Origin of the sequence: Pedobacter sp. R-06, from assembly GCF_049913135.1 — a bacterium.
In the GTDB taxonomy this organism is placed as follows: domain Bacteria; phylum Bacteroidota; class Bacteroidia; order Sphingobacteriales; family Sphingobacteriaceae; genus Pedobacter.
Window position 1 is genome coordinate 1,588,484 of the sequence record NZ_CP183977.1, and the last position, 21,029, is coordinate 1,609,512.

Annotated in this window: 12 protein-coding genes; all 12 read left to right on the top strand. The window is 40.2% G+C overall.

Going from position 1 to position 21,029, the window contains the following annotated elements:
* Positions 1–78 precede the first annotated feature (78 nt).
* The 12 genes from ACN9MR_RS06695 to ACN9MR_RS06750 all read left to right on the top strand — a co-directional run bounded on the left by ACN9MR_RS06695 (position 79) and on the right by ACN9MR_RS06750 (position 21,019).
* Positions 79–3,312, top strand: coding sequence for a SusC/RagA family TonB-linked outer membrane protein (locus ACN9MR_RS06695; RefSeq protein ID WP_426328837.1), 3,234 nt, complete (start codon positions 79–81; stop codon positions 3,310–3,312).
* 21 nt (positions 3,313–3,333) lie between these two features.
* The gene (locus ACN9MR_RS06700; protein ID WP_426328838.1) at positions 3,334–4,857 is read left to right on the top strand and encodes a RagB/SusD family nutrient uptake outer membrane protein; all 1,524 of its coding nucleotides are present in this window, start codon (positions 3,334–3,336) and stop codon (positions 4,855–4,857) included.
* Complete coding sequence (locus ACN9MR_RS06705; RefSeq protein WP_426328839.1) at positions 4,851–6,713, top strand: alkaline phosphatase; 1,863 nt, start codon at positions 4,851–4,853, stop codon at positions 6,711–6,713. Before ACN9MR_RS06700 ends, ACN9MR_RS06705 begins: the two co-directional genes overlap by 7 nt.
* 115 nt (positions 6,714–6,828) lie before the next feature.
* Positions 6,829–7,731: a metallophosphoesterase family protein gene (locus tag ACN9MR_RS06710; protein ID WP_426328840.1), complete on the top strand. Its 903-nt coding sequence runs from the start codon at positions 6,829–6,831 to the stop codon at positions 7,729–7,731.
* Between the two features lie 131 nt (positions 7,732–7,862).
* The gene (locus ACN9MR_RS06715) at positions 7,863–9,158 is read left to right on the top strand and encodes an esterase-like activity of phytase family protein (protein ID WP_426328841.1); all 1,296 of its coding nucleotides are present in this window, start codon (positions 7,863–7,865) and stop codon (positions 9,156–9,158) included.
* A gap of 53 nt (positions 9,159–9,211) precedes the next feature.
* The gene (locus ACN9MR_RS06720; RefSeq protein WP_426328842.1) at positions 9,212–9,730 is read left to right on the top strand and encodes a LytR/AlgR family response regulator transcription factor; all 519 of its coding nucleotides are present in this window, start codon (positions 9,212–9,214) and stop codon (positions 9,728–9,730) included.
* Complete coding sequence (locus ACN9MR_RS06725) at positions 9,727–10,194, top strand: hypothetical protein (protein ID WP_426328843.1); 468 nt, start codon at positions 9,727–9,729, stop codon at positions 10,192–10,194. Before ACN9MR_RS06720 ends, ACN9MR_RS06725 begins: the two co-directional genes overlap by 4 nt.
* Positions 10,195–10,342: 148 nt before the next feature.
* Entirely contained in the window at positions 10,343–12,118 is a 1,776-nt protein-coding gene (locus tag ACN9MR_RS06730) for an aminopeptidase P family protein (RefSeq protein WP_426328844.1), read from the top strand.
* Positions 12,119–12,610: 492 nt separating this feature from the next.
* Entirely contained in the window at positions 12,611–15,376 is a 2,766-nt protein-coding gene (locus ACN9MR_RS06735; RefSeq protein ID WP_426328845.1) for a DUF5695 domain-containing protein, read from the top strand.
* A gap of 704 nt (positions 15,377–16,080) precedes the next feature.
* Positions 16,081–17,487: an aminopeptidase P family protein gene (locus ACN9MR_RS06740; protein ID WP_426328846.1), complete on the top strand. Its 1,407-nt coding sequence runs from the start codon at positions 16,081–16,083 to the stop codon at positions 17,485–17,487.
* 596 nt (positions 17,488–18,083) lie between these two features.
* Positions 18,084–19,760 (top strand): M1 family metallopeptidase, encoded by a 1,677-nt coding sequence (locus ACN9MR_RS06745; RefSeq protein WP_426328847.1) that lies wholly within the window; start codon positions 18,084–18,086, stop codon positions 19,758–19,760.
* A gap of 341 nt (positions 19,761–20,101) precedes the next feature.
* On the top strand, positions 20,102–21,019 hold the full coding sequence (locus ACN9MR_RS06750) for a dihydrodipicolinate synthase family protein (RefSeq protein ID WP_029276121.1): 918 nt from the start codon (positions 20,102–20,104) through the stop codon (positions 21,017–21,019).
* The last annotated feature ends 10 nt before the right edge of the window (positions 21,020–21,029 follow it).

The following is a 21,029-nucleotide window of genomic DNA, read 5'->3' on the forward strand; positions in this document are numbered from 1 at the left end:
TATAAGATCATGAAATACTCATGTTTAACATTTTCAATTCTCTGCATATTTTGCAGCTCAATCCTGGCCTCGGCTAGTATGGCACAAAAATTAGAGAAAACTACAGTCAGCATTACGATTAATAAAGGCCGTAAGATGACCGATATTATTAAAGAAATAGAGTCGCGCACCGGGCTTAGCTTTGTGTACAATCCCGATCAGTTACAACAGAAAAATACGTTTGTAAGTGGCGATTTTACCACAGAACCTGTAAGGTCATTATTGGATAGGCTTGGATTACAGATTTTAGAAAAAGGCGAATATGTAATTTTAAACAATGCCGTTCAGAATAAGCCAGACCGGATCATTACTGGGATAGTACGCGATACTACAGGTTTAGCGCTTCCTGGTGTTTCTGTGAAGGTACTGGGCACACAAAGCGGTACCATTACCGATGGCAACGGTGCTTACCGTATTGAAGTTGGCGCTGATGCGGTGTTATCGTTCTCTATGATTGGATATCGTACCAAAGAAGTAAAAGTGGGCGAAAATCCAGTCATTAATATGGTGTTGAGCGAAGAACGCTCCACACTTGCGGATGTAGTGGTGGTAGGTTATGGTACTCAGAAAAAAGAAACTTTAACCGGGGCAATCAGCATTGTTGGCCTGGATAAACTTTCTTCACGCTCATTGAACAGTGTAGGAGAGGTACTGGCCGGAAAATCACCAGGTGTAATTGTAACCAATGAAGGCGGCGATCCTACTTCAACACCACGTATTAATATCCGCGGTGCAGGTGGTATTAATGGAGAAAGTGTACTCTATGTAATTGATGGTGCCATATTCTCGGATGTACCGCAACTTAATCCTAACGATATCGAATCTATTTCGGTGTTAAAAGATGGAGCCAGTGCAATTTACGGTGCCAGAGCTTCTGGAGGTGTGATATTGATCACTACCAAAAAAGGCAAAAGTGGTAAAATGCAGATCAGTTTTGATGCCAAACTGGGACAACAAAGCGCATGGAGAAAACTAGAACCTTTAAATGCCGAACAACGTGTCCAGGTTGCCGCAACCGCAGCCAAAAACGGTGGTACAAACATATTGCCTGCTTTTGATATTTCGAAATATCCTGACGGACAGATTACGCGTACCAACTGGATGGACGAGGTTTTTAGAGATGGATTGTTACAGGATTACAATGCCGCAATAAACGGTGGTAGCGAAAAATCTAATTATTACCTAAGTTTCAATTACCGTAATGCAGAAGGCATTGTGTTAAATACCAAAACTAAGCGCTATAACTTCAGGATCAACACCGAGCATGAAGTAACCAATTGGTTAAAAGTTGGAGAAAATTTATCCTATAGCAGTACCAACGGCAACGGTGCAAATACCAGTAGCGATTATACGGGTGCCTTACTTTCTGCCATTTATTATCCAACAAACGGAACGCCGTATAATGCCGATGGCAGCTTTGCCGGTTTACCGGGTGGGCAATACGCCGGTGATTATGGGGATATTGTTAATCCTGTTGCTGATTTAAAGCGTATCGATATCAATAACCCTAAAAATGTTTTGGTAATTAACCCCTATGCTAACCTTAAACTGGCAAAAGGGCTAACCTTTAGGTCTAACTTAAGCATTACAAAAACAGATGTTTCGTTTAAAAGCTTTACGCCTAAAAGACCAGAGGTTGGAAAACCGGTACTGAGCAATAGTTTGCAAGAGAGTAGCACCAAATCCAATGATTTTCTAACTGAGCAGGTTTTGAATTACAAAACCACCTTGGGATCGCATCAACTTGATTTTACTGGTGGTTATTCCTTCCAAAAAACAAAAAGAAATAGCTTATCTACTTCAGGTGCTGGTTTTGATGATGAATCACCTCAATACAGGTATTTGGTTAATGCTACAGTAATCCAGCCATCTTATAGTGGTTTTGATGCAACTTCACTGCTATCATTATTTCTTAGGGCAAATTATAATTACAAAGAAAAATATCTGCTTTCATTAATCGGTCGGAGAGACGGTTCTTCCCTACTTCCTAAAGAAAATAGATTTAGAAATTACGGATCTTTTTCTGCGGGGTGGGCAATCAATAAAGAAGATTTTTTACAATCGGCTTCTTGGTTATCCGAATTAAAGTTGAGGGCAAGTTACGGTATATTGGGTAATCTGGCTACTTTAAATGCTTCGGCAGTAAATCCGCTATTGACTGGTACACAGGCTTATTTTGGGCAAAATCCTGCTTTGCAAAATGGTTATATCCAAACTATTTTAGCGAATAAAAACCTTACCTGGGCCGAAAGTAAACAAACGAATATTGGTATTGATGTTAACGTTTTTAATAGATTGAGCCTTGTTGCTGATTATTTTATTAAGGAAACCAATAAGATGATTTTGACCAGAACGCTTCCGGGAACCGCAGGGTTAAATACCCAGACTATTAATGCAGGTTTGGCTAAAGACAAAGGGTTTGAACTTGGTTTAACCTATAGTGGAGAAAAAAATGCTGCTTTCAATTATTCGGTTAATGCAACCATAACTAAGGTGAATAATAAATTAATTGAATTAACACCAGGTTTAGAAACCATTGCGGTAGGTACAACCTTTAGGAATGAGTTAACGCCGTTGATGATCAAGGTAGGGCAACCTTTGTACAGTTACTATGTGTTAAAAACGGATGGCATCTTCCAAAGTCAGGCAGAAGCTGATAACTATAAAAATGCGAAAGGAACTAAAATTCAGCCGAATGCAAAAGCAGGTGATTTTAAGTTTGTTGATATCAATGGCGATGGATCTATTGATGGCAAAGACCGTTATTTCGCTGGCAGTGCTTATCCCGATTTCTCTTACGGACTGAGCTTTAATGCAAGTTATAAAAACTTCGATTTCAATATTTTTGCGCAAGGTGTACAGGGTAACAAATTGTTTAATGCCGTTAAACGTACCACTTACAGCGCCAGTGGACCATCTTACAATAAACTGGTAGGCATCCTTGATGCCTGGTCGCCAGAGAACCCGGGTGGTAAAGTGCCAATTATCTCAACAAGTGATGCCAATGGAAACTTTAATGCTTCCGATTTTTATATCGAAGATGGTTCTTATCTGCGCATCCGTAACGTAACCTTAGGTTATAGTTTGCCAAAGTCGTTAACAAATAAACTAAAAACCGGAGCGGTAAGAATTTATGCCACGGCAAACAATCTCTTTACCATTACAGATTATTCTGGCTTCGACCCAGAGATTGGCATGGATAACAATGGTCTTGATGTAGGAAGATACCCACAAGCCAGAAGTTTTATGTTTGGTTTAAGTGTTAACCTTTAATTGATTTAGGATTTAGAAAATATGAAAACATCAATAAAATATATAGCTGTATTGTTCGTAACTATATTTACAGCTTGTACAAAACAACTTGATATTATGCCCGAAGGGCCCCCATCAATACAGAATTTTTGGAAAACAAGAGAAGATGCTTTAAAAGCAGAAGCTGGGATGTATGAAAATTACAATGCCGAAGACTTTTACGGGCGCGGGATGTTCTGGTTTATCAATGCCAGCGATGATATGGTTACCGGACGCAACAAGCCAGAGGCCGATAATATCAAAAATTTTAACCGTACCTATGTTGGTGGAGGTTATACCGAAACCCAATGGAGCATGCGTTATGCCATCATTAAACGCGCCAACGATATCATTACCAATGTGCCGAACATCAATATGGATGAAAGTTTAAAGAAACAGATCATTGGCGATGCGTATTTTAATGCAGGTTTGGTGTATTTCCAATTGGCAGCAAACTACGGAAATGATAAAGCGGGTGTGCCAATTGTTAAGCCTGAAACAGATGCATCTCAGCCCATTCCCCGCGCCAGCAATGTAAACGAGAACTACGATTATATTATTTCGCTTCTATTAAAGGCAGCTGATAACCTTCCCCTGTTTTCGGCAATGAAACCAGCTGATTACGGTAAAGCACATAAAACGGCTGCATGGGCTTACTTATCTAAGGTGTACCTGTTTAAAAAAGATTATGCCAATGCTGCTAAATATGCTGATATGATCATCACTTCAGGTCAGCATGATTTAATTAATACGGGTTTTGCCGATGTTTTTAAGGCTTCAAACAACTGGTCTAAAGAATATATCTGGTCGGTAGTTTGTACACCAAGTGGTGGTGGTACCGGCTGGGGAAGTAAACTTCCCGGTGTAATGTTAACCAATAAAGCATGGGGTATTTATAATGGATGGGGTTATTACCTGCCAACCAAAGAACTTTACGATTCTTACGAGGCTGGCGATCAACGCAGGGAAGCTACTATTTTGAAACCTGGCGATAAATTTATGTTCTTTGGTGCCGAGCGTAGCTTTACTAAAGATGGAGGAGCAACTTCAAATTACCAATTTAAAAAATACATGGAGCCGTTTTCTTATGCTAATCCAATTCCAACGCATGTGAATCCGAATGGAGACAATGGCACAACTGATTTAAATGTGCCCTTAATGCGTTATGCCGAAGTATTGCTGATTAAGGCCGAAGCTGCAATTAACCTTAGCGGTGCAGGGGCAGGCGATACCGAACTGAACAAAATCAGGCTACGCGCAGGTTTAGGTGCCAAAACAGGAATGACTATCGACGACCTTAAACGCGAACGCCGCAACGAACTTGCAGGAGAATGGGCCGACCGCCACCGCGATTTAGTAAGATGGGGTGATGCTCAGGCAGCTTATGCAAAACCTTTACACGATTTTGATGGAACTGTAATTTGGCCAGCAAGAACTTTCAATCCACAGGTACACGATGTTTGGGCCGTACCACAAAGAGAAATTGATAACAGTGCAGGCGTAATTAAACAAAATCCAGGATGGTAAAAGCGAATAAACTGATCCTCCTTTTATTGTTGGGTTTAGGTGTACATTCAGTTTCTGCTCAGCAGAAACTGAATGCCACTAATGGACATAGCCATAATGATTATAAGCAGCAGATTCCTTTGTTGGAGGCCTATTATGCTGGTATGGGATCTATCGAGGCAGATGTGTTTTACCGTAATGGAGAATTGTTTGTTGCACACGATAGCAGCGAAATTACCTCGGGCAAAACATTGAAAAAATTATATATCGATCCATTGGTGGCATTTTTTAAAGATCATGCCAACCATCCTTATGCCGATCCGAAACAAAAACTTCAGCTGGTAATCGATATAAAGGAGGATTATGAACACGTAATCCCGAAATTATTGGCCGATTTAAAAGGTAATGAATCTGTTTTCGATCAACAGATCAATCCTTCAGCCATTAAAATTGTAATGAGCGGGGCTGTACCGCCTACCGAAAAGTTTAAGGATTATCCATCACTTATCAGTTTTGATGGCCGTCCTGCAAATCAATACACAAGTGATCAGTTAAAGCACATTGGTATGATTAGCGATGATATTTCTCATTATTCGGTATGGAATGGAAAGGGTACTCCAACACCAACCGATTTAGAAAAAATGAAGGCGGTGATTGCCAAGGTACATGCTTTAAGTAAACCTTTCCGTTTTTGGGCAACTAAAGATAGTCCGAATAGTTGGAAAGAGCTGGAACACATGGGGGTTGATTGGATCGGAACAGATCATCCCGTATTGCTAAAAGATTTTTATCAGAACAGGGCTAAGCTCGAGTACAGCAGCCCGAAAGCTTATAAACCTTATCAGCCAACTTACAAAAGCGACGGATTAAAAATCAAGGCCAAAAATGTAATTCTTTTAATAGGTGATGGAATGGGACTGGCACAGATTCAGGCAGGCTTGAGTGCTAATTTCGGTCAATCCAACATTATCACGATTAAACATCTTGGCCTATCGCGCACCGAAGCTTCCAATTCAGATTTTACTGATTCTGCAGCAGGTGCAACGGCTATGGCTACAGGGCACAAAACCAATAACCGCTACATCAGCGTCGATTCTACGGGTAAAGCACTTCAGGCCATTCCTGATATTTTGGCCCCTTATGGCCTTACAAGCGGGATAATCAGTAGTGGAGATATTACCGATGCTACACCTGCAGCATTTTATGCCCATCAGCTTGAACGATCTATGACAAAGGAAATTGCAGCCGATTTTCAGAACAGTCATGTTGATATACTAGTTGGTTCGAAACGCAAAAGTTTTACCGAGAATCCAGATCAAAAATTGATGGATAAAATCTCGGCTAAGGGTTATACCCTACAGAAAGACCTAAAAAGTTTTGTTGCCTCAAATGTGGATAAGCAAGTGGTACTTTTAGACGATTCTGCTACGCGGAAAATATTGGAAGGCCGTGGAGAAATGCTGAAGACTTCGTTCTTAAAAACAGTTGAATTGCTCTCGAAAAATAAAAAAGGATTTTTCATCATGGCAGAAGGGGCGCAGATTGATCATGGCGGGCACGCAAACGATTTGCCTTTTGCGGTAACCGAACAACAGGATTTTGACCGTCTGGTGGGTGAAGCCTTAAAGTTTGCCGATCAGGATGGAGAAACGTTGGTAATCGTAACTGCCGATCATGAAACCGGAGGGCTGTCGCTCTTGGATGCCTCTTATAGAAAAGGAACCGTTCGTGGCAATTTCAGTACAGATGATCATACCAATATCATGGTGCCTGTATTTGCCTATGGCCCTGGTTCGGATGCCTTTATGGGAGTTTATCCTAATCATCAGATTTTTTATAAAATCATCGAAGCTTATCGTTTAAAGAAAACTCAATAAATCTTTAAAATATACCAAAATCTGAATAGCGGTGTCTGTATACCCACGGCACCGCTTTTTTCTTAACGTTAAAGCAACGTGGCAGCACTAATTTTGAAACAATAAAAAGAATGTTATGGAAAGAAGATCAGCACTTAAGAATATAGGTGGCCTGTTTTTACTGCCAACCCTGCCTGCATTTTCGTCGGTAGCCGATAAAAAACCGGTGCTAAGAGTGACACACATCACTGATGTGCATCTTAAAAATCAATTTAATGCGCCCGCCAGGTTTGTTAAATGCCTGCACCATTTACAGTCGCAATCGCCTAAGATAGACCTGGTTTTGAACGGTGGAGATATCGTGTTTGATATGAATAAAGAAAACATCGGCACCATTAACGATCAATGGAAACTGGTAAAAGAGACGATGAAGAACGAATGTAACCTTTCTGTGCATTACTGTTTGGGCAATCACGATATCTGGTGGGACGAAAACACCAAGGGCGATGTTTTTTACGGGAAGAAATATGCTATGGATAAATTGCAGCTGGTTAAGCCTTATTATAGTTTGGTACAGAACGGATGGAAGATTATTGTGCTGGATAGTACCCATCTGGATATCGACAACACCTGGTATATTGGGAAATTGGGCGATGAGCAGTTAACGTGGTTAAAAAACGAACTGGAAACTACCAGTTCTACAATGCCTGTAATGGTAATGTCGCACATTCCAATCCTTACCGCGCTTTTAATGATAGAAGATGATATTGTAAACAAGTGGACCATGCTGGGTGGCGATATGCATACCGATACGAGCAAAATTATCAATCTTTTTTATCAACATCCTAATGTAAAGCTGTGTTTAAGTGGCCACCTGCATATGCGCGATAAAGTGGTTTACAACGGTGTTACCTATCTTTGTAACGGTGCCGTATCAGGTGCTTGGTGGGAAGGCAACAGAAGAGAAACCGCCCCTGGTTATGGACTGGTCGATTTACATGCTGATGGCAGCTTTGAAGAGCAATATGTTAATTATTGATGTATGAAGAAGTCGTCACCCTGAACTTGTTTCAGGGTCTTTTTAGCAGGGTAATCAGTCAATTACTATTCTTGTTATTCCCTTAACATTCTCTTCACATCCAGATCATTGCTTTGTTCAAAAAAGAATAAATGAAAAGAGAACTACTTACCTTAATAACTGCTGCATCTATCGGTATGGTATCGTGCAAAAAGAACCACGACGAAAGACCAGCAGATTTTACTTACCCCGCAATGGCCGAAGTTTCTGATCCTTCGGTTCTTTTCACAACTGCTGCTGGCGTAAAAGTGTACAACGGAGGTTTTGGATCAGCAGTTGCCGCTGATCCTAACTCGCCGGATGTTTTTTATATGCTAACCGATAGGGGTTCGAACGTTGCCGGGCAGATCGCAAACTCCATCATCATCGGAAAACCTGATTTTGACCCACAGATAGGCAAATTCAGATTGAAAGATGGGAAATTGGTGCTCGAACAAACCATCGAACTTAAAAATGCATCTGGCAACAAATTAAACGGACTTCCTAACCCTGCGGGAATGGGGGCTTCGGGTGAAATCGCCTACGACTTAAATGGACAGGTAATTGCCCCAAGTGCTGATGGGATCGACTCAGAAGGCTTGGTAAGGGCAGCTGATGGATCATTTTGGATCAGTGATGAATATGGTCCGCATATTGCACATTTCGATGCCTCAGGTAAAACAATAGAGCGCATTAACCCCTTTGGAACAGGAACCGGCGGGCGGAAAATTCCAGCTGTATTTGCGAATAGGAGAGCAAACCGTGGGATGGAAGGTTTGGCCATTACCCCGGATGGAAAAACTTTGGTAGGCATGATGCAGTCGCCAATGTACAATCCGTCTAAAGCTGCAGTTGCCAATTCGGTGGTATTAAGAATTTTGACTTTTGATATCGCAAGCGGCGCAACCAAGCAATACGCTTACCTGATGGATAACACTACTTTAACAGGCGTGAGCGATATTGTTGCCGTTAACAGTACTACTTTCCTAACCATAGAACGTGATGGATTGTATGGCGGCGCAGCAAGCAATCCGGCAACATTTAAAAAAGTTTTCAAAATAGACCTGAGTGGTGCCACCGATATTTCTGATTCCGGCAACGGTGCAACAGGAAAACTTTATGGCGGCAAAACAGTGGAAGAACTGAATAATGCAGCAGGTTTAAATACAGCGGGAATTACTCCTGTAAGCAAAACCATAGTTTTAGACCTGTTGAAAGATCTACCTTCCATTTATCCGCACGATAAAGCAGAAGGCTTGGCCTTACTGCCTGGCAATATCCTCGTAATTTCTAACGATGATGATTTTGGTGTGGTAGATAATGGTGCAAGTGGTTTTGCGCAAAAAATATTGCCTTTAACAAATTCGGTTGATAGAAACCGTTTATACTTTGTTAAAATTAAACTTTAAAGCAATTAGCCATGTGTCAATTGACTCATGGCTATTTTATATCGTGAAATAAGGTGCAAGTTGTGATATATTGTCTTATTAGTATGCCCATTACTACCGTACTTTTACCCTTTTTGTGCCTGGCAATAGGAATTGAAGCTTACATTGTTAAGCTTTGTACAGCCTATCTTAATTTGCCTATGTATTACAGCTGTGCAATTGTTGATGATGAACAGCACGCGATTGATTTACTTCACGATTATATTGAAGGTATCCGTTTTTTAAAACTGTTTAGCGCCTTTAATAACCCCTTTGATGCCTTAAAAACAATTAGTGCCGGAGATCAAATTGATTTTCTTTTTTTAGATATAGATATGGATGGGATGAGGGGAACTGAACTGTCCCAACATCTCCGCTCAAAGGCCAGGTTTGTGATTTACGCATCCGCCCACCTTGAAAATGAGGTGAGAAAAATAGATTCCAGCTTTGAATGTTATCTTGGCAAACCAATCTCAATGAAACGTTTTGCTGGTACCATTGATAAACTGATACGGCTTAATAATCTGCCGATTAAAAATGAAAATAGCTTATGATCGAACTTAATTACCTTTTTGAACAGGAATTTTCGGAAGATGTATCCTATCAGTTAATGCGGTCAAGCATGGAAGACCCATGGTTGGTGCTGTCTGGATGTAAAGTGCTGGGGATTATCGATGAAGTTGAAGGGAAGTGGAGCCAGATTATAGGTGGAGATATTTCGCCAAAAGCAATTGAAGGGATGGGGGATTTGATCAACACGCAACAGTTTAGCTGGTTGCCTAATTTGATTAAAAAACAGTGGCCAAAGTATGTGTTTGATGTGGTTGTAGAAAATAAAGACCATTATGAAATAATTTGCCATAAAGAGGCTTGTCCCAAACGCTTTAAACAACGTTTTACATTGGGTATCCATGCGCTGGCGCAAAGAGAATCTGCGCTTGTTTTTAAAGTATGGTGCTTTCAGAAATCAGATTGTTATGAGGTGGTTAAAGCACCTGCAATTGATCGGTACGTTTAGTATTGTCCTAAATGTTTTTAAAGGCAAACACAGGTTCTGACGCATTCAGAATCTGCTGTGTTTTCAAATTTATATTAATTCTTGTTTGTTTTAAGCACTGATGTCAATGTAATATTTAAATTTGGCCCTACAAAAACTCTTCCTCAATATGACCTTTGTAGAAAAATTGAAGGCCCTGCGTCAATTAATGGCAGATCAAAAAGTAGATGCTTATATTATTACAGCGGCAGATCCACACATTAGTGAGTATTTACCTGCGCATTATAAAGCTATTCCTTTTGCTTGTGGATTTACAGGGTCGGCTGGTACGCTGGTCATCATTCAGGATTTTGCTGGTTTGTGGACTGATTCGCGATATTTCACGCAGGCAGAAACACAATTAAAAAATACTGGTTACGAATTGGTAAAGTTGAAAGTGCCACATACGCCCGAATACATCGATTGGTTGCGCCAGGTTCTGCCAGAGGGTGCAAAAGTAGGTTTTAACCATCAGCTCATTACGGTAGGTTTAGCCCTTGAGATGCAGAGCAGTTTGACCCAACGTGGAATTGAGATAACTGACGTTGATTTTATCAGCACCATTTGGCTCGATAGGGCAGGGCTACCTGTAGAAAATGCCTTTTTAATAGGCGAAGAAGCTGCAGGTCTTAGTATTTCGGCTAAAATAAATGAGGTAAAAGCGGCCTTAAAAATAAATGGAGCAGATTATCATTTTATTTCATCGCTTGATGATATTGCCTGGCTTTTTAACCTAAGGGGAAAGGATGTAGATTATAACCCTGTAACCTTAAGTTTTGCTTTAATTGCTCCTACAGAGGTAAAACTCTTTGTCGATAAGCAAAAATTGTCACAAACAGATATCGACACTTTAAATCAGCAGGGCGTAACTTTGTATCCCTATAGTGAGGTGGCTGAGGCATTAAAAAAACTGCCAAAAGATGCGCAGGTTTTTATCGACCCTAAACGTACTTGTTTTGGCTTGTACCAGTGTTTGCCTTCAAGTGCCAAAATCGTTTCAGGCATTAACCCAAGCACACATCTAAAAAGTTTAAAGAATAATACTGAGGTTAACCACATTCGTAAGGCAATGCTAAATGATGGGGTTGCTTTAACCAAGTTCTTTAAGTGGATGGAAGATCATTTAGGCAAAGAAAAAATTACAGAATGGTCTGCAGCAGAGAAATTGGCCACGTTTAGGGCTGATCAAGCCTCTTTCGTAGGTTTAAGTTTTAATACCATTGCTGGTTACAATGCCAATGGAGCCTTGCCGCATTATAGTGTAACAGCAGAAAGCAATCAGGAAATTACAGCCGATGGTTTGTTTCTTGTCGATTCAGGAGGCCAGTATTTGTATGGTACGACCGATATCACCAGGGTAATGCCTATCGGTAATTGCTCATCAATCCAGGCCGATGATTATACCTTGGTGCTAAAAGGCCTGATTGAAGGTTCTAAACTGATTTTTCCAGAAGGTACTAAAGGGTATCAAATAGATTCAATTTGTAGAAAACCACTGTGGGAACATGCCATAAATTTTGGGCATGGAACGGGGCATGGTATTGGCTTTTTTCTGAATGTACACGAAGGACCTCAGAATATTAGTCCAGCCAATGTAGATGTTGTCTTTAAGCCAGGAATGGTAACCTCCATCGAGCCTGGTATTTATCGTCCGGGAAAACATGGTGTGCGCATCGAAAACCTTGTTTTATGTATTCCTAAGGGCAATAGTGAATTTGGCGATTTTCTCACTTTCGAAACCTTAACCTTATGTTTCATTGATACTTCTATCGTAAATAAAGCGCTTTTGGCACCAGATCAGATGGAGTGGTTAAATCAATACAATCAAATGGTGTTTGAGAAGCTTCAGCACATGTTATCTGATGAAGAAGCCAAATGGTTGAAAGTGAAATGTCAGCCTATTTAACAATATTTGGAGGAACTAAATAGATCGCGATTTCAATATAATAATGTCAGTCTGAGCTTGTCGAAGACCCTTTTGCTATTTTTTAATATAACGGCTTAAATAATCTTATAGCTCTTATATGGTCAATAATTTGATATAGGAAAGCAATTCCTGCATTTCAATCTACGTTAGTTGCGCTTTCCGCTATAGTCCCGACTTTACCTCGGGAGCTGCTGCTGCAATCGCGTCTGGGCACCTAGCGTAGTACTAATGGGGTAGGTTTCTCCTCATGTGTTAATCTGCGCGCTTTGCGTAATCTGCGGGAACCTATTTTGTTCATCATGCTTCCTGCTATTCACCATCGATCCCGCCATCCGCTTACCGCCCGACGCCCAACTCCCCATAAATACACCAATTCTTTACCGATTTTGCGCTATTTTTAAGTTCAATGCCTGCTTTATCTTTTAAATTTTAATTTTGGTTTAACCACATTCCTAAATTTCCTTTGTCATCATGATTATTGAACTAAAAAAGAAGAACACCTTATCCATAATAACTTTTAAAGCAATATTTTGCTGTATTTTATCTTTTCTAAATATTGAGGTAGTTCTGGCCCAATCGCCTTGGATTGCTTTAGGCAAAAAGCCATCTACGTTAGGGCTGGAAAATGGATTTTCGACTTACAATGCCGGAGCATTTAATCTAAAACTTGTTAAGTCATCACAAACAGTGGCAGGCCTACAGCCTAAAATGGTTAAAGATTTCGATTTTGCACCGAGCGATAGTTTAAAAGTGCGCAGTTCAGATGGTTTATATCATTTGGGCGATATCAACTTAAAGTTACGCTACATTGGTGAAGAAGCCTGGGAAAGCTACAGCACAGCGGCAAAACGAAGCCCTGTGAAAAACATTGCTATGGGTAAAAATGTACTCGCTGCTGCCGATCTTGCTGCAACACTTCCGGCCGATATCCCGTTGCAGGTTAAACGGATCTGGGAAATGCTTAACGGAAAGCTTGTGCTCCGCTTCGAACTGAAAAACAAGAGCAATAAAAACGTAGAAATCGGTGCGCTAGGTATTCCGATGATTTTTGATAACATTCTCGAAGGCAGAACATTGGAGCAAACCCATGCGAAAAATGTTTTTTACGATCCATACATCGGAAAAGATGCCGGTTATCTGCAAGTTACCCGGTTAAGTGGCCATGCCCCTTCTTTGCTCGTTACGCCACTAGGGTATACACCATTTGAGGCTTACAACCCGCTTAATGATGACCGGACACCAAGAGGGATAGCTTTTGAAGGTTTTTATGAGTGGATGGTTTACAGTAAAGCCTATGCCGAAAATGAATGGAAAAATGCTGAGCAGTGGAACACTCCAACTTCAACCATTTTAAAACCTGGTGAAACCAGAAGTTATGCCCTTCAGTTTATCCTTTCGGGAGCTGCAAAAGATATCGAAAGCAAACTGATCGAAAATAAACGACCAGTAGCGATATCAGTTCCAGGTTATGTATTGCCTAGAGATGTGGAAGGGAAATTGTTTATCAGCTACCCTAAAAAGATTAAAGCTATTCAGGTTCAACCCGAAAACGCCCTAAAAGTAAGTGCACTAGGTTCAACCAAAAATGGTTGGAAAAGTTATTCCGTAAAGGGAAATACCTGGGGGAGAGCAAGATTGTCTATTACCTACGAAGATGGCTTGGAGCAAAGTATAAATTATAAGGTAATTGAAGCCGAAAGTGATGTGATTGCTAGTTATGGCAATTTTTTAACAACCAAGCAATGGTTTAACCAGGCCGACCCTATCTTTAAAAGAAGTCCTTCAGCTATTACGTACGATAATGAAAAGCAACAGCAGGTAACGCAAGACAATAGGGCATGGATTGCAGGTTTAAGCGATGAAGGCGGTGCAGGTTCGTGGTTAGGGGCAATAATGAAGCAATTGGTACGACCTAAAAAAGAAGAAGTTGATAAACTGAAACAATTTGTAGATAGTGTAATGTTTGGGCGGATACAGCTTAAAAACGGTCCTCAGAAATATGGGGTAAAAAAGAGTTTGTTCTACTATGCACCAGATTCGCTCCCTAAAGATACTTATGCTGCAAATATAAATTTTAAAACATGGTCTGCATGGCCCAAAAAAGAAGCTGATAACCTGGGCCGGTCGTATAACTATCCGCATGTTGCAGCAGCCCATTGGGTGATGTATCGGTTGGCGCGTAATTATAGTGGCCTGGTGGAGGAACAGAGCTGGAAACAACACCTTATCAACGCCGCTGAAACAGGCATGGCTATGGTTAATATTGCCCCTTATTACGCACAGTTCGGTCAAATGGAAGGCACAGTTTTCTATCTCATCCTTAATGATCTTAAAAACGAAGGACTAACAGAAGAAGCAGCCAGGTTAGAAAATGAAATGAAGAAGCGGGCCAACCACTGGCGTTCGTTACAATATCCCTTTGGAAGTGAAATGCCCTGGGACTCTACAGGTCAAGAAGAAGTTTATGTATGGTCGAGCTATTTTGGCTACCAGGATAAAGCAAATGTAACACTTGATGCCATATTAGCCTATATGCCTGTAGTGCCGCATTGGGCATACAATGGTAATGCCCGTCGGTACTGGGATTTTCTTTATGGAGGTAAACTTTCGCGCATCGAACGGATGATCCATCATTACGGTTCAGCACTCAATGCCATTCCCGTATTAATGGATTACCGTAAAAATCCAGGCGACTTTTATCTTTTACGTGCCGGTTACGGTGGCTTATTGGGTTCGATTTCCAATATCACTCAAGAGGGTTTTGCGCCTGCAGCATTTCATGCTTATCCATCAACCTTAAAAAATGACGGCATTACGGGCGATTATGGATCTGGTTTTTTTGGCTATGCGGTTAATACTTCGTCATATATCTTACAACATCCTGAATTTGGTTGGTTAGCTTTCGGAGGCAATCTGAACAAAACAGGCAATAGCATCAATGTTAAATTAACTACAGCAGCAAAATCATCGGTTTACATTGCACCTGCGGGGCTTTGGATTAGCCTTGATGCCGGAACCATTGATGAGGTAAATTATAATACTGTAAATGGTGAAATTCGCCTAAAACTGAGCAAAGCAAATGAATATACACCCAATGCCGTGTTGAGGTTATCGCAACCTGCAAAAATTAATGGCTTTGGTGCTTATACTGTAAAAAGCAGTGGCGCCAGGAATAGGGGAGGATACGAGTTTCCACTTGCAAAAGAACATACAACTGAAATCATTCTTCAAAGATAATATCAATTTTTTCTACTGTATTAGCCCCGTAAACCAAAATTTGCAGGGCTTTTTTATTGTGAAATGACATTGATAATCAATTATATGTATCTTATATCAATATTGTAAATTGATATAAGGTATTCATATTGATTGTATTCTAGCTTATTAAAGTTAAATATTTAACTTAATAGGTAAGTTTTATAGATTGAAAACCATTTATTTTGCGCTGTTTATAGCTATATAATTACTTCATATTAATGATCTCAATATTTTGTATTTCAGAAAATTATATAATTTAGTCATAATATAGTCCATTTAATTGCTTAGATCATCCTCGTTTGTAACGAGGATGATGTGAGAAAAGCTGTTTATCGCGCATAAAATATGCTTTTATTTTTAACCCCAACGAACGTCATCCCCGCATGGACTTTTCATGTGGATGCATTTACATTAGCCTGTATTTGTGTTTAGCACATATTCCTAATACGATCGTCATACTGTCCCGAATGTTCGGGATCAGCATCTTTCCTGTTAATAACATGCTTTGATTTTTTAATCACCCTAACAGTATGCATATTTTACCCTTATTTTCGCTAACCTGAAATTTATTGTGATTTTTGTGCCATAACCATAGCTTATAATTTGCAGATATAAACCATATTTTATCCATTCATTTTAATTCTGATGTAATGAATATGGCTTTTTGGATATTTGCTTAACACATGAAAAATATGTTTGAAAAGAAAGTCTACCTCCAACGAAGAGCAACATTAAAATCAAAGATAAATTCGGGAATATTACTCTTTTTGGGTAATGAAGAAAGTCCGATGAATTATAAGGACAATACCTACCATTTCAGGCAGGATAGTACCTTTTTATACTATTTTGGGATAAGTGAGCCCGCATTGGGCGCCATTATCGACCTTGATGAAGATCAGGTAATCCTTTTCGGTGATGAAATGGGCATTGATGATATCGTGTGGATGGGCAGACAGAAAACACTTGAAGAAAAAAGTGTGGATGCCGGCTTGACCAAGGTTCTGCCTTTAGCACAGCTGGATACTTATCTTGAGCAATACCAGGACAAAAAGCGTCATGTTCATTTTTTACCGCCTTACCGTTCAGAGAATAAGATTAAATTGGCCCGCTGGCTTGATTTGCCTGTCGATCAGCTTAAAGAAAAAGCATCTCTTAGTTTTATTAAAGCCGTTGTGGCGCAACGATCGATTAAATCTGTCGAAGAAATTAAAGAATTAGACCGTGCAGCAGCAGTATCGGCCGATATTCATTTAATGGTGATGCAACAGGCAAAACCTGGTATGTACGAACGCGAACTTGCCGCAAAAATTCAAGGTGCTGCATTGGCTTCGGGCGGTAATCTGGCCTATCCGGTTATTTTGACTGTTCGTGGCGAAATTTTGCACAACCATTACCACGGTAATCAGCTGCAGGAAGGTCAACTGGTTTTGAACGATTCTGGTGTAGAAACAGCCTTAGGTTATGCAGGCGATCTTACGCGTACTTTTCCGGTAGGCAAAAAGTTTAGTGCCGAGCAAAAAGATGTGTATGATATTGTATTGAATGCTTACACGCATGGCAAAAATATGTTGGCGCCGGGTGTAAGATATTTAGATGTGCATTTGGCTTCGTGTAAAATGCTGGCACAGGGTTTAAAAGACATAGGCCTGATGAAAGGTAATATCGACGATGCGGTGCAGTCCGGTGCACATGCGATGTTCTTTCAATGTGGAACAGGACATATGATGGGTTTAGATGTACACGATATGGAGGATTTAGGCGAGCAATATGTAGGTTATACTGATGAACTGACTAAAAATACCACTCAGTTCGGATTGAAATCGTTGAGGTTGGGCAAAGCACTCGAAGCAGGATATGTGTTAACGGTAGAGCCAGGTGTTTATATTATTCCCGAACTTATAGACCGTTGGAAAGCCGCTAACCAATTTACCGAATTCATTAACTATGATAAATTGGAACAGTTCAGAAACTTTAGCGGTATCAGGGTTGAAGACGATTTTCTGGTTACCGAAAACGGAAGCAGGATGCTGGGTAAACATTTGGCTTTAACCACCGATGAAATCGAATCGATTAGAAGTGGGGCTTATTAGCAAAGGTGCTTATTGGGATTAACAAATCTTTTTATTTTGGAGCGCAGGACCTTTCGATTTTTTTAAGGATGTTCATTTCTACGAGGGTTAAAAACTTGGGTTCGAAGTACAGAACCAAGGTTAAATAAACCTGATAGAACGGATGCTCCCGATCCTTTATCGGAGCAGGAGGGATAGCAGGGCTGCCATAACCGATGAAAAACTGAAACTGCTTTTCAAATTAATATTTAGCTATAATAACAACATAACAATTAATAAAGAGCCATTAAAGAAAATTTAACGTAGATCTTTTAAAATAACTGTTGTTTTTTGTTTTGGAGCGCAGGGCTTTTCGATTTTTTTAAGGATAGTCCTGCCATCCGCTTTATCCCGAGAAAAATCGGGATGCCCGCTTCTGTCAGGGCTAAAAACTGAGGACTGAAGCACAGAACAGGAAACTGGTGTTTACAGAGACCAGGATTAAATAAACCTGATGGAACGGATGCTCCCGATCCTTTATCGGAGCAGGAGAGATAGCAGGACTGAACTAACCGATAAGTACTGTAATTGCTTTTCAAATGAATAATATACGATCGCAACATGATAACCAGCAAAAGATGAGAAAATTAACACTTACAACCTTAACAATGATCTTAGTATTGTTCAGTACAATACTTTTTGCACAGTCACCCAAAAAGGTTTACACGCTGGCCGATACCTTGAGGGGAAGCCTAAATGCCGAACGTACCTGGTGGGATGTGCAGCGTTATGAACTTTCTGTTAAACCCGATTATAATGACAAAAGTATAACGGGCTCGAACAAAATCGTATACAAAGTTGTGCAGCATAATAATGGTAATACCCGCATGCAGATCGATCTACAGGAACCATTAATTATTGATAGTGTGCTGTACAACGGAAGTTCAAAAGTGGAATTCGAACATGTGGGCAGTGTTTGGTATGTGCATGTTCCGGCACAAAAATTATCAGCACTGAATAACGTGCATATTTTTTACCATGGTAAGGTTCACCAGGCCAAAAGAGCGCCTTGGGATGGTGGTTTTATCTTCACCACCGATTCGCTTTCGCGCCCATGGATGACGGTTGCCTGCCAGGGCTTAGGCGCTTCAGTTTGGTATCCAAATAAAGATCATCAAAGCGACGAACCCAATCTGGGCGCTTCTTTAACAATGACGGTTCCTGATACCTTGGTAGCGATAGGGAATGGACGACTGGTATTCAAAAAAGATAACCGCGATGGTACTGTGACTTACCAATACAATGTTAAAAACCCGATTAGCAATTATTGCATCATCCCATACATTGGAAAGTACGTAAATTTTAAGGAGAAATATGCAGGTGAAAAAGGTGCATTAGATGTAAATTATTGGGTACTTGATTACAATTATCCAAAAGCGAAAACCTATATGCCCGATCAGGTGCATAAAATGATGAAAAGCCTTGAACATTGGTTTGGTCCTTATCCCTTTTACGAAGATGGTTATCAACTTATCGATGCTTCGCACACCGGAATGGAGCACCAATCGGCAGTGTCTTATGGTAATGGTTATAAGTTTGGCTATAGAGGGAGAGATATGTCGGGCGATGGTTGGGGTTTAAAATGGGATTTTATCATTATCCACGAAAGCGGACACGAATGGTTCGGCAATAATATTACCACCAACGATCTGGCCGATATGTGGGTGCACGAAGGATTTACCAATTATAGCGAGACTCTTTTTGTAGATTACATATTTGGCAATAAAGCAGGTAATGAGTATAATTTTGGAATTAGAAAAGGCATCCGGAATGATAGCCCTATTATTCCCCCTTATGGTGTAAATGCACAGGGTAGTGGCGATATGTATCCAAAAGGAGGGAACATGTTACACGCCATCAGGCATAGTTTAAATAACGACGAACTTTTTAGGTCGATATTGCGGGGACTCAACCAAACCTTTTATCATAAAACGGTAACAACTGCGCAGATCGAAAATTATATTTCTAAGAGAGCAGGCTATGATTTTTCAAAAGTTTTTGATCAGTACCTGCGTACGGTACAAGTTCCTGCATTCGAATATTACCTGGAAGGTGGTAAAGCTTTCTACCGTTACAGCAATTGTGTTAAAGGTTTCAATCTGCCTTTAAGTCTGAAAAAAGAAGGTATTAAAACGCTTAAAATTATTCCTTCGCAAAACTGGCAACAGGTTACATTGGCTAAAGGTCAGGATGCGCTTTTTGCAAAATCGGCCATCGAATTTATGTATTACCTACAGGCGAAAAACACAAAATAATTCATTTTGAAATAGGCAGAGCGGGTGGGTGTCCATCCGACGGATTTTATTAAAGGTATTCCTTTTCGTAAGGATACCTTTTTCGTTATATCTCATTTCTCCTACAAGCGTTTCAGCTTTTTCAAATCAATTCTGTCTGATTCAAATGGCGTATTTATAGCCAATATCGGTTAAAATCCAACAATATTACTGTTTAGCAATCGCCTAACTTTGAATATCGTTTAATAGCATTTATCGCTGATAATTTAATTAAATGATGATTTGCCAATTACCCGGCTTTTGGATTAAACGGGCCAGATTAATTTTTTTGAATCATAATTATTAAAAAACATAACATTACAATGAGTATCAAATGGACTGGGGTTTTCCCTGCTGTAACTACAAAATTTACAGCAAACGATGAGTTAGATTTTCCGGCTTTCGATTTAAATATCGAAGCGCAATTAGAAGCAGGTGCTGAAGGGATTATTTTAGGTGGATCGCTTGGCGAAGCCAGTGTACTAACCGATGAAGAAAAGTTCGGTCTGTTATCGCATACCTTAACTGTGGTAAATGGCCGTGTACCGGTTTTATTGAACATTGCAGAGTCGACTACAAAAAAAGCAATCGAAGTAGCTAAAAAAGCAGAATCGCTTGGCGCACAAGGTTTAATGTTATTGCCACCAATGCGTTATAATGCTGCTCCAGACGAAACTTTGGCCTTTTTTGGTGCCATTGCAGAAAGCACAAGCCTACCGATCATGATTTATAACAATCCTGTTGATTATAAAATCGAAGTAACGTTAGATATGTTCGAGGTTTTGACTAAATACGATAACATTCAGGCAATCAAAGAATCAACTAGAGATGTATCGAACGTAACCCGATTAATCAACCGCTTTGGCGACCGCTTCAAAATCTTTACTGGAGTAGATCCATTGGCGATGGAAAGCATTGTGATGGGTGCCCATGGATGGGTTGCTGGTTTAGTAGATGCTTTCCCGAGAGAAACAGTGGCTATTTTCAGATTGATTAAAGAAAACCGCATAGCTGAAGCGTTAACCATTTACCGTTGGTTTTTACCTGTACTTGAGTTAGATATTCATGCAAAATTGGTACAGTACATTAAACTGGCTGAAGTAGCAACCGGATTAGGAACAGAAGCGGTTCGCGCACCTCGTTTACCAATAAGTGGCGCAGAGAGAGAGAAAGTATTGAAAATTATTAACGATGCATTAGCTGTTCGTCCGGAACTACCTGCGGGTAGTTGGGGAAAATAGTTTAAAAACC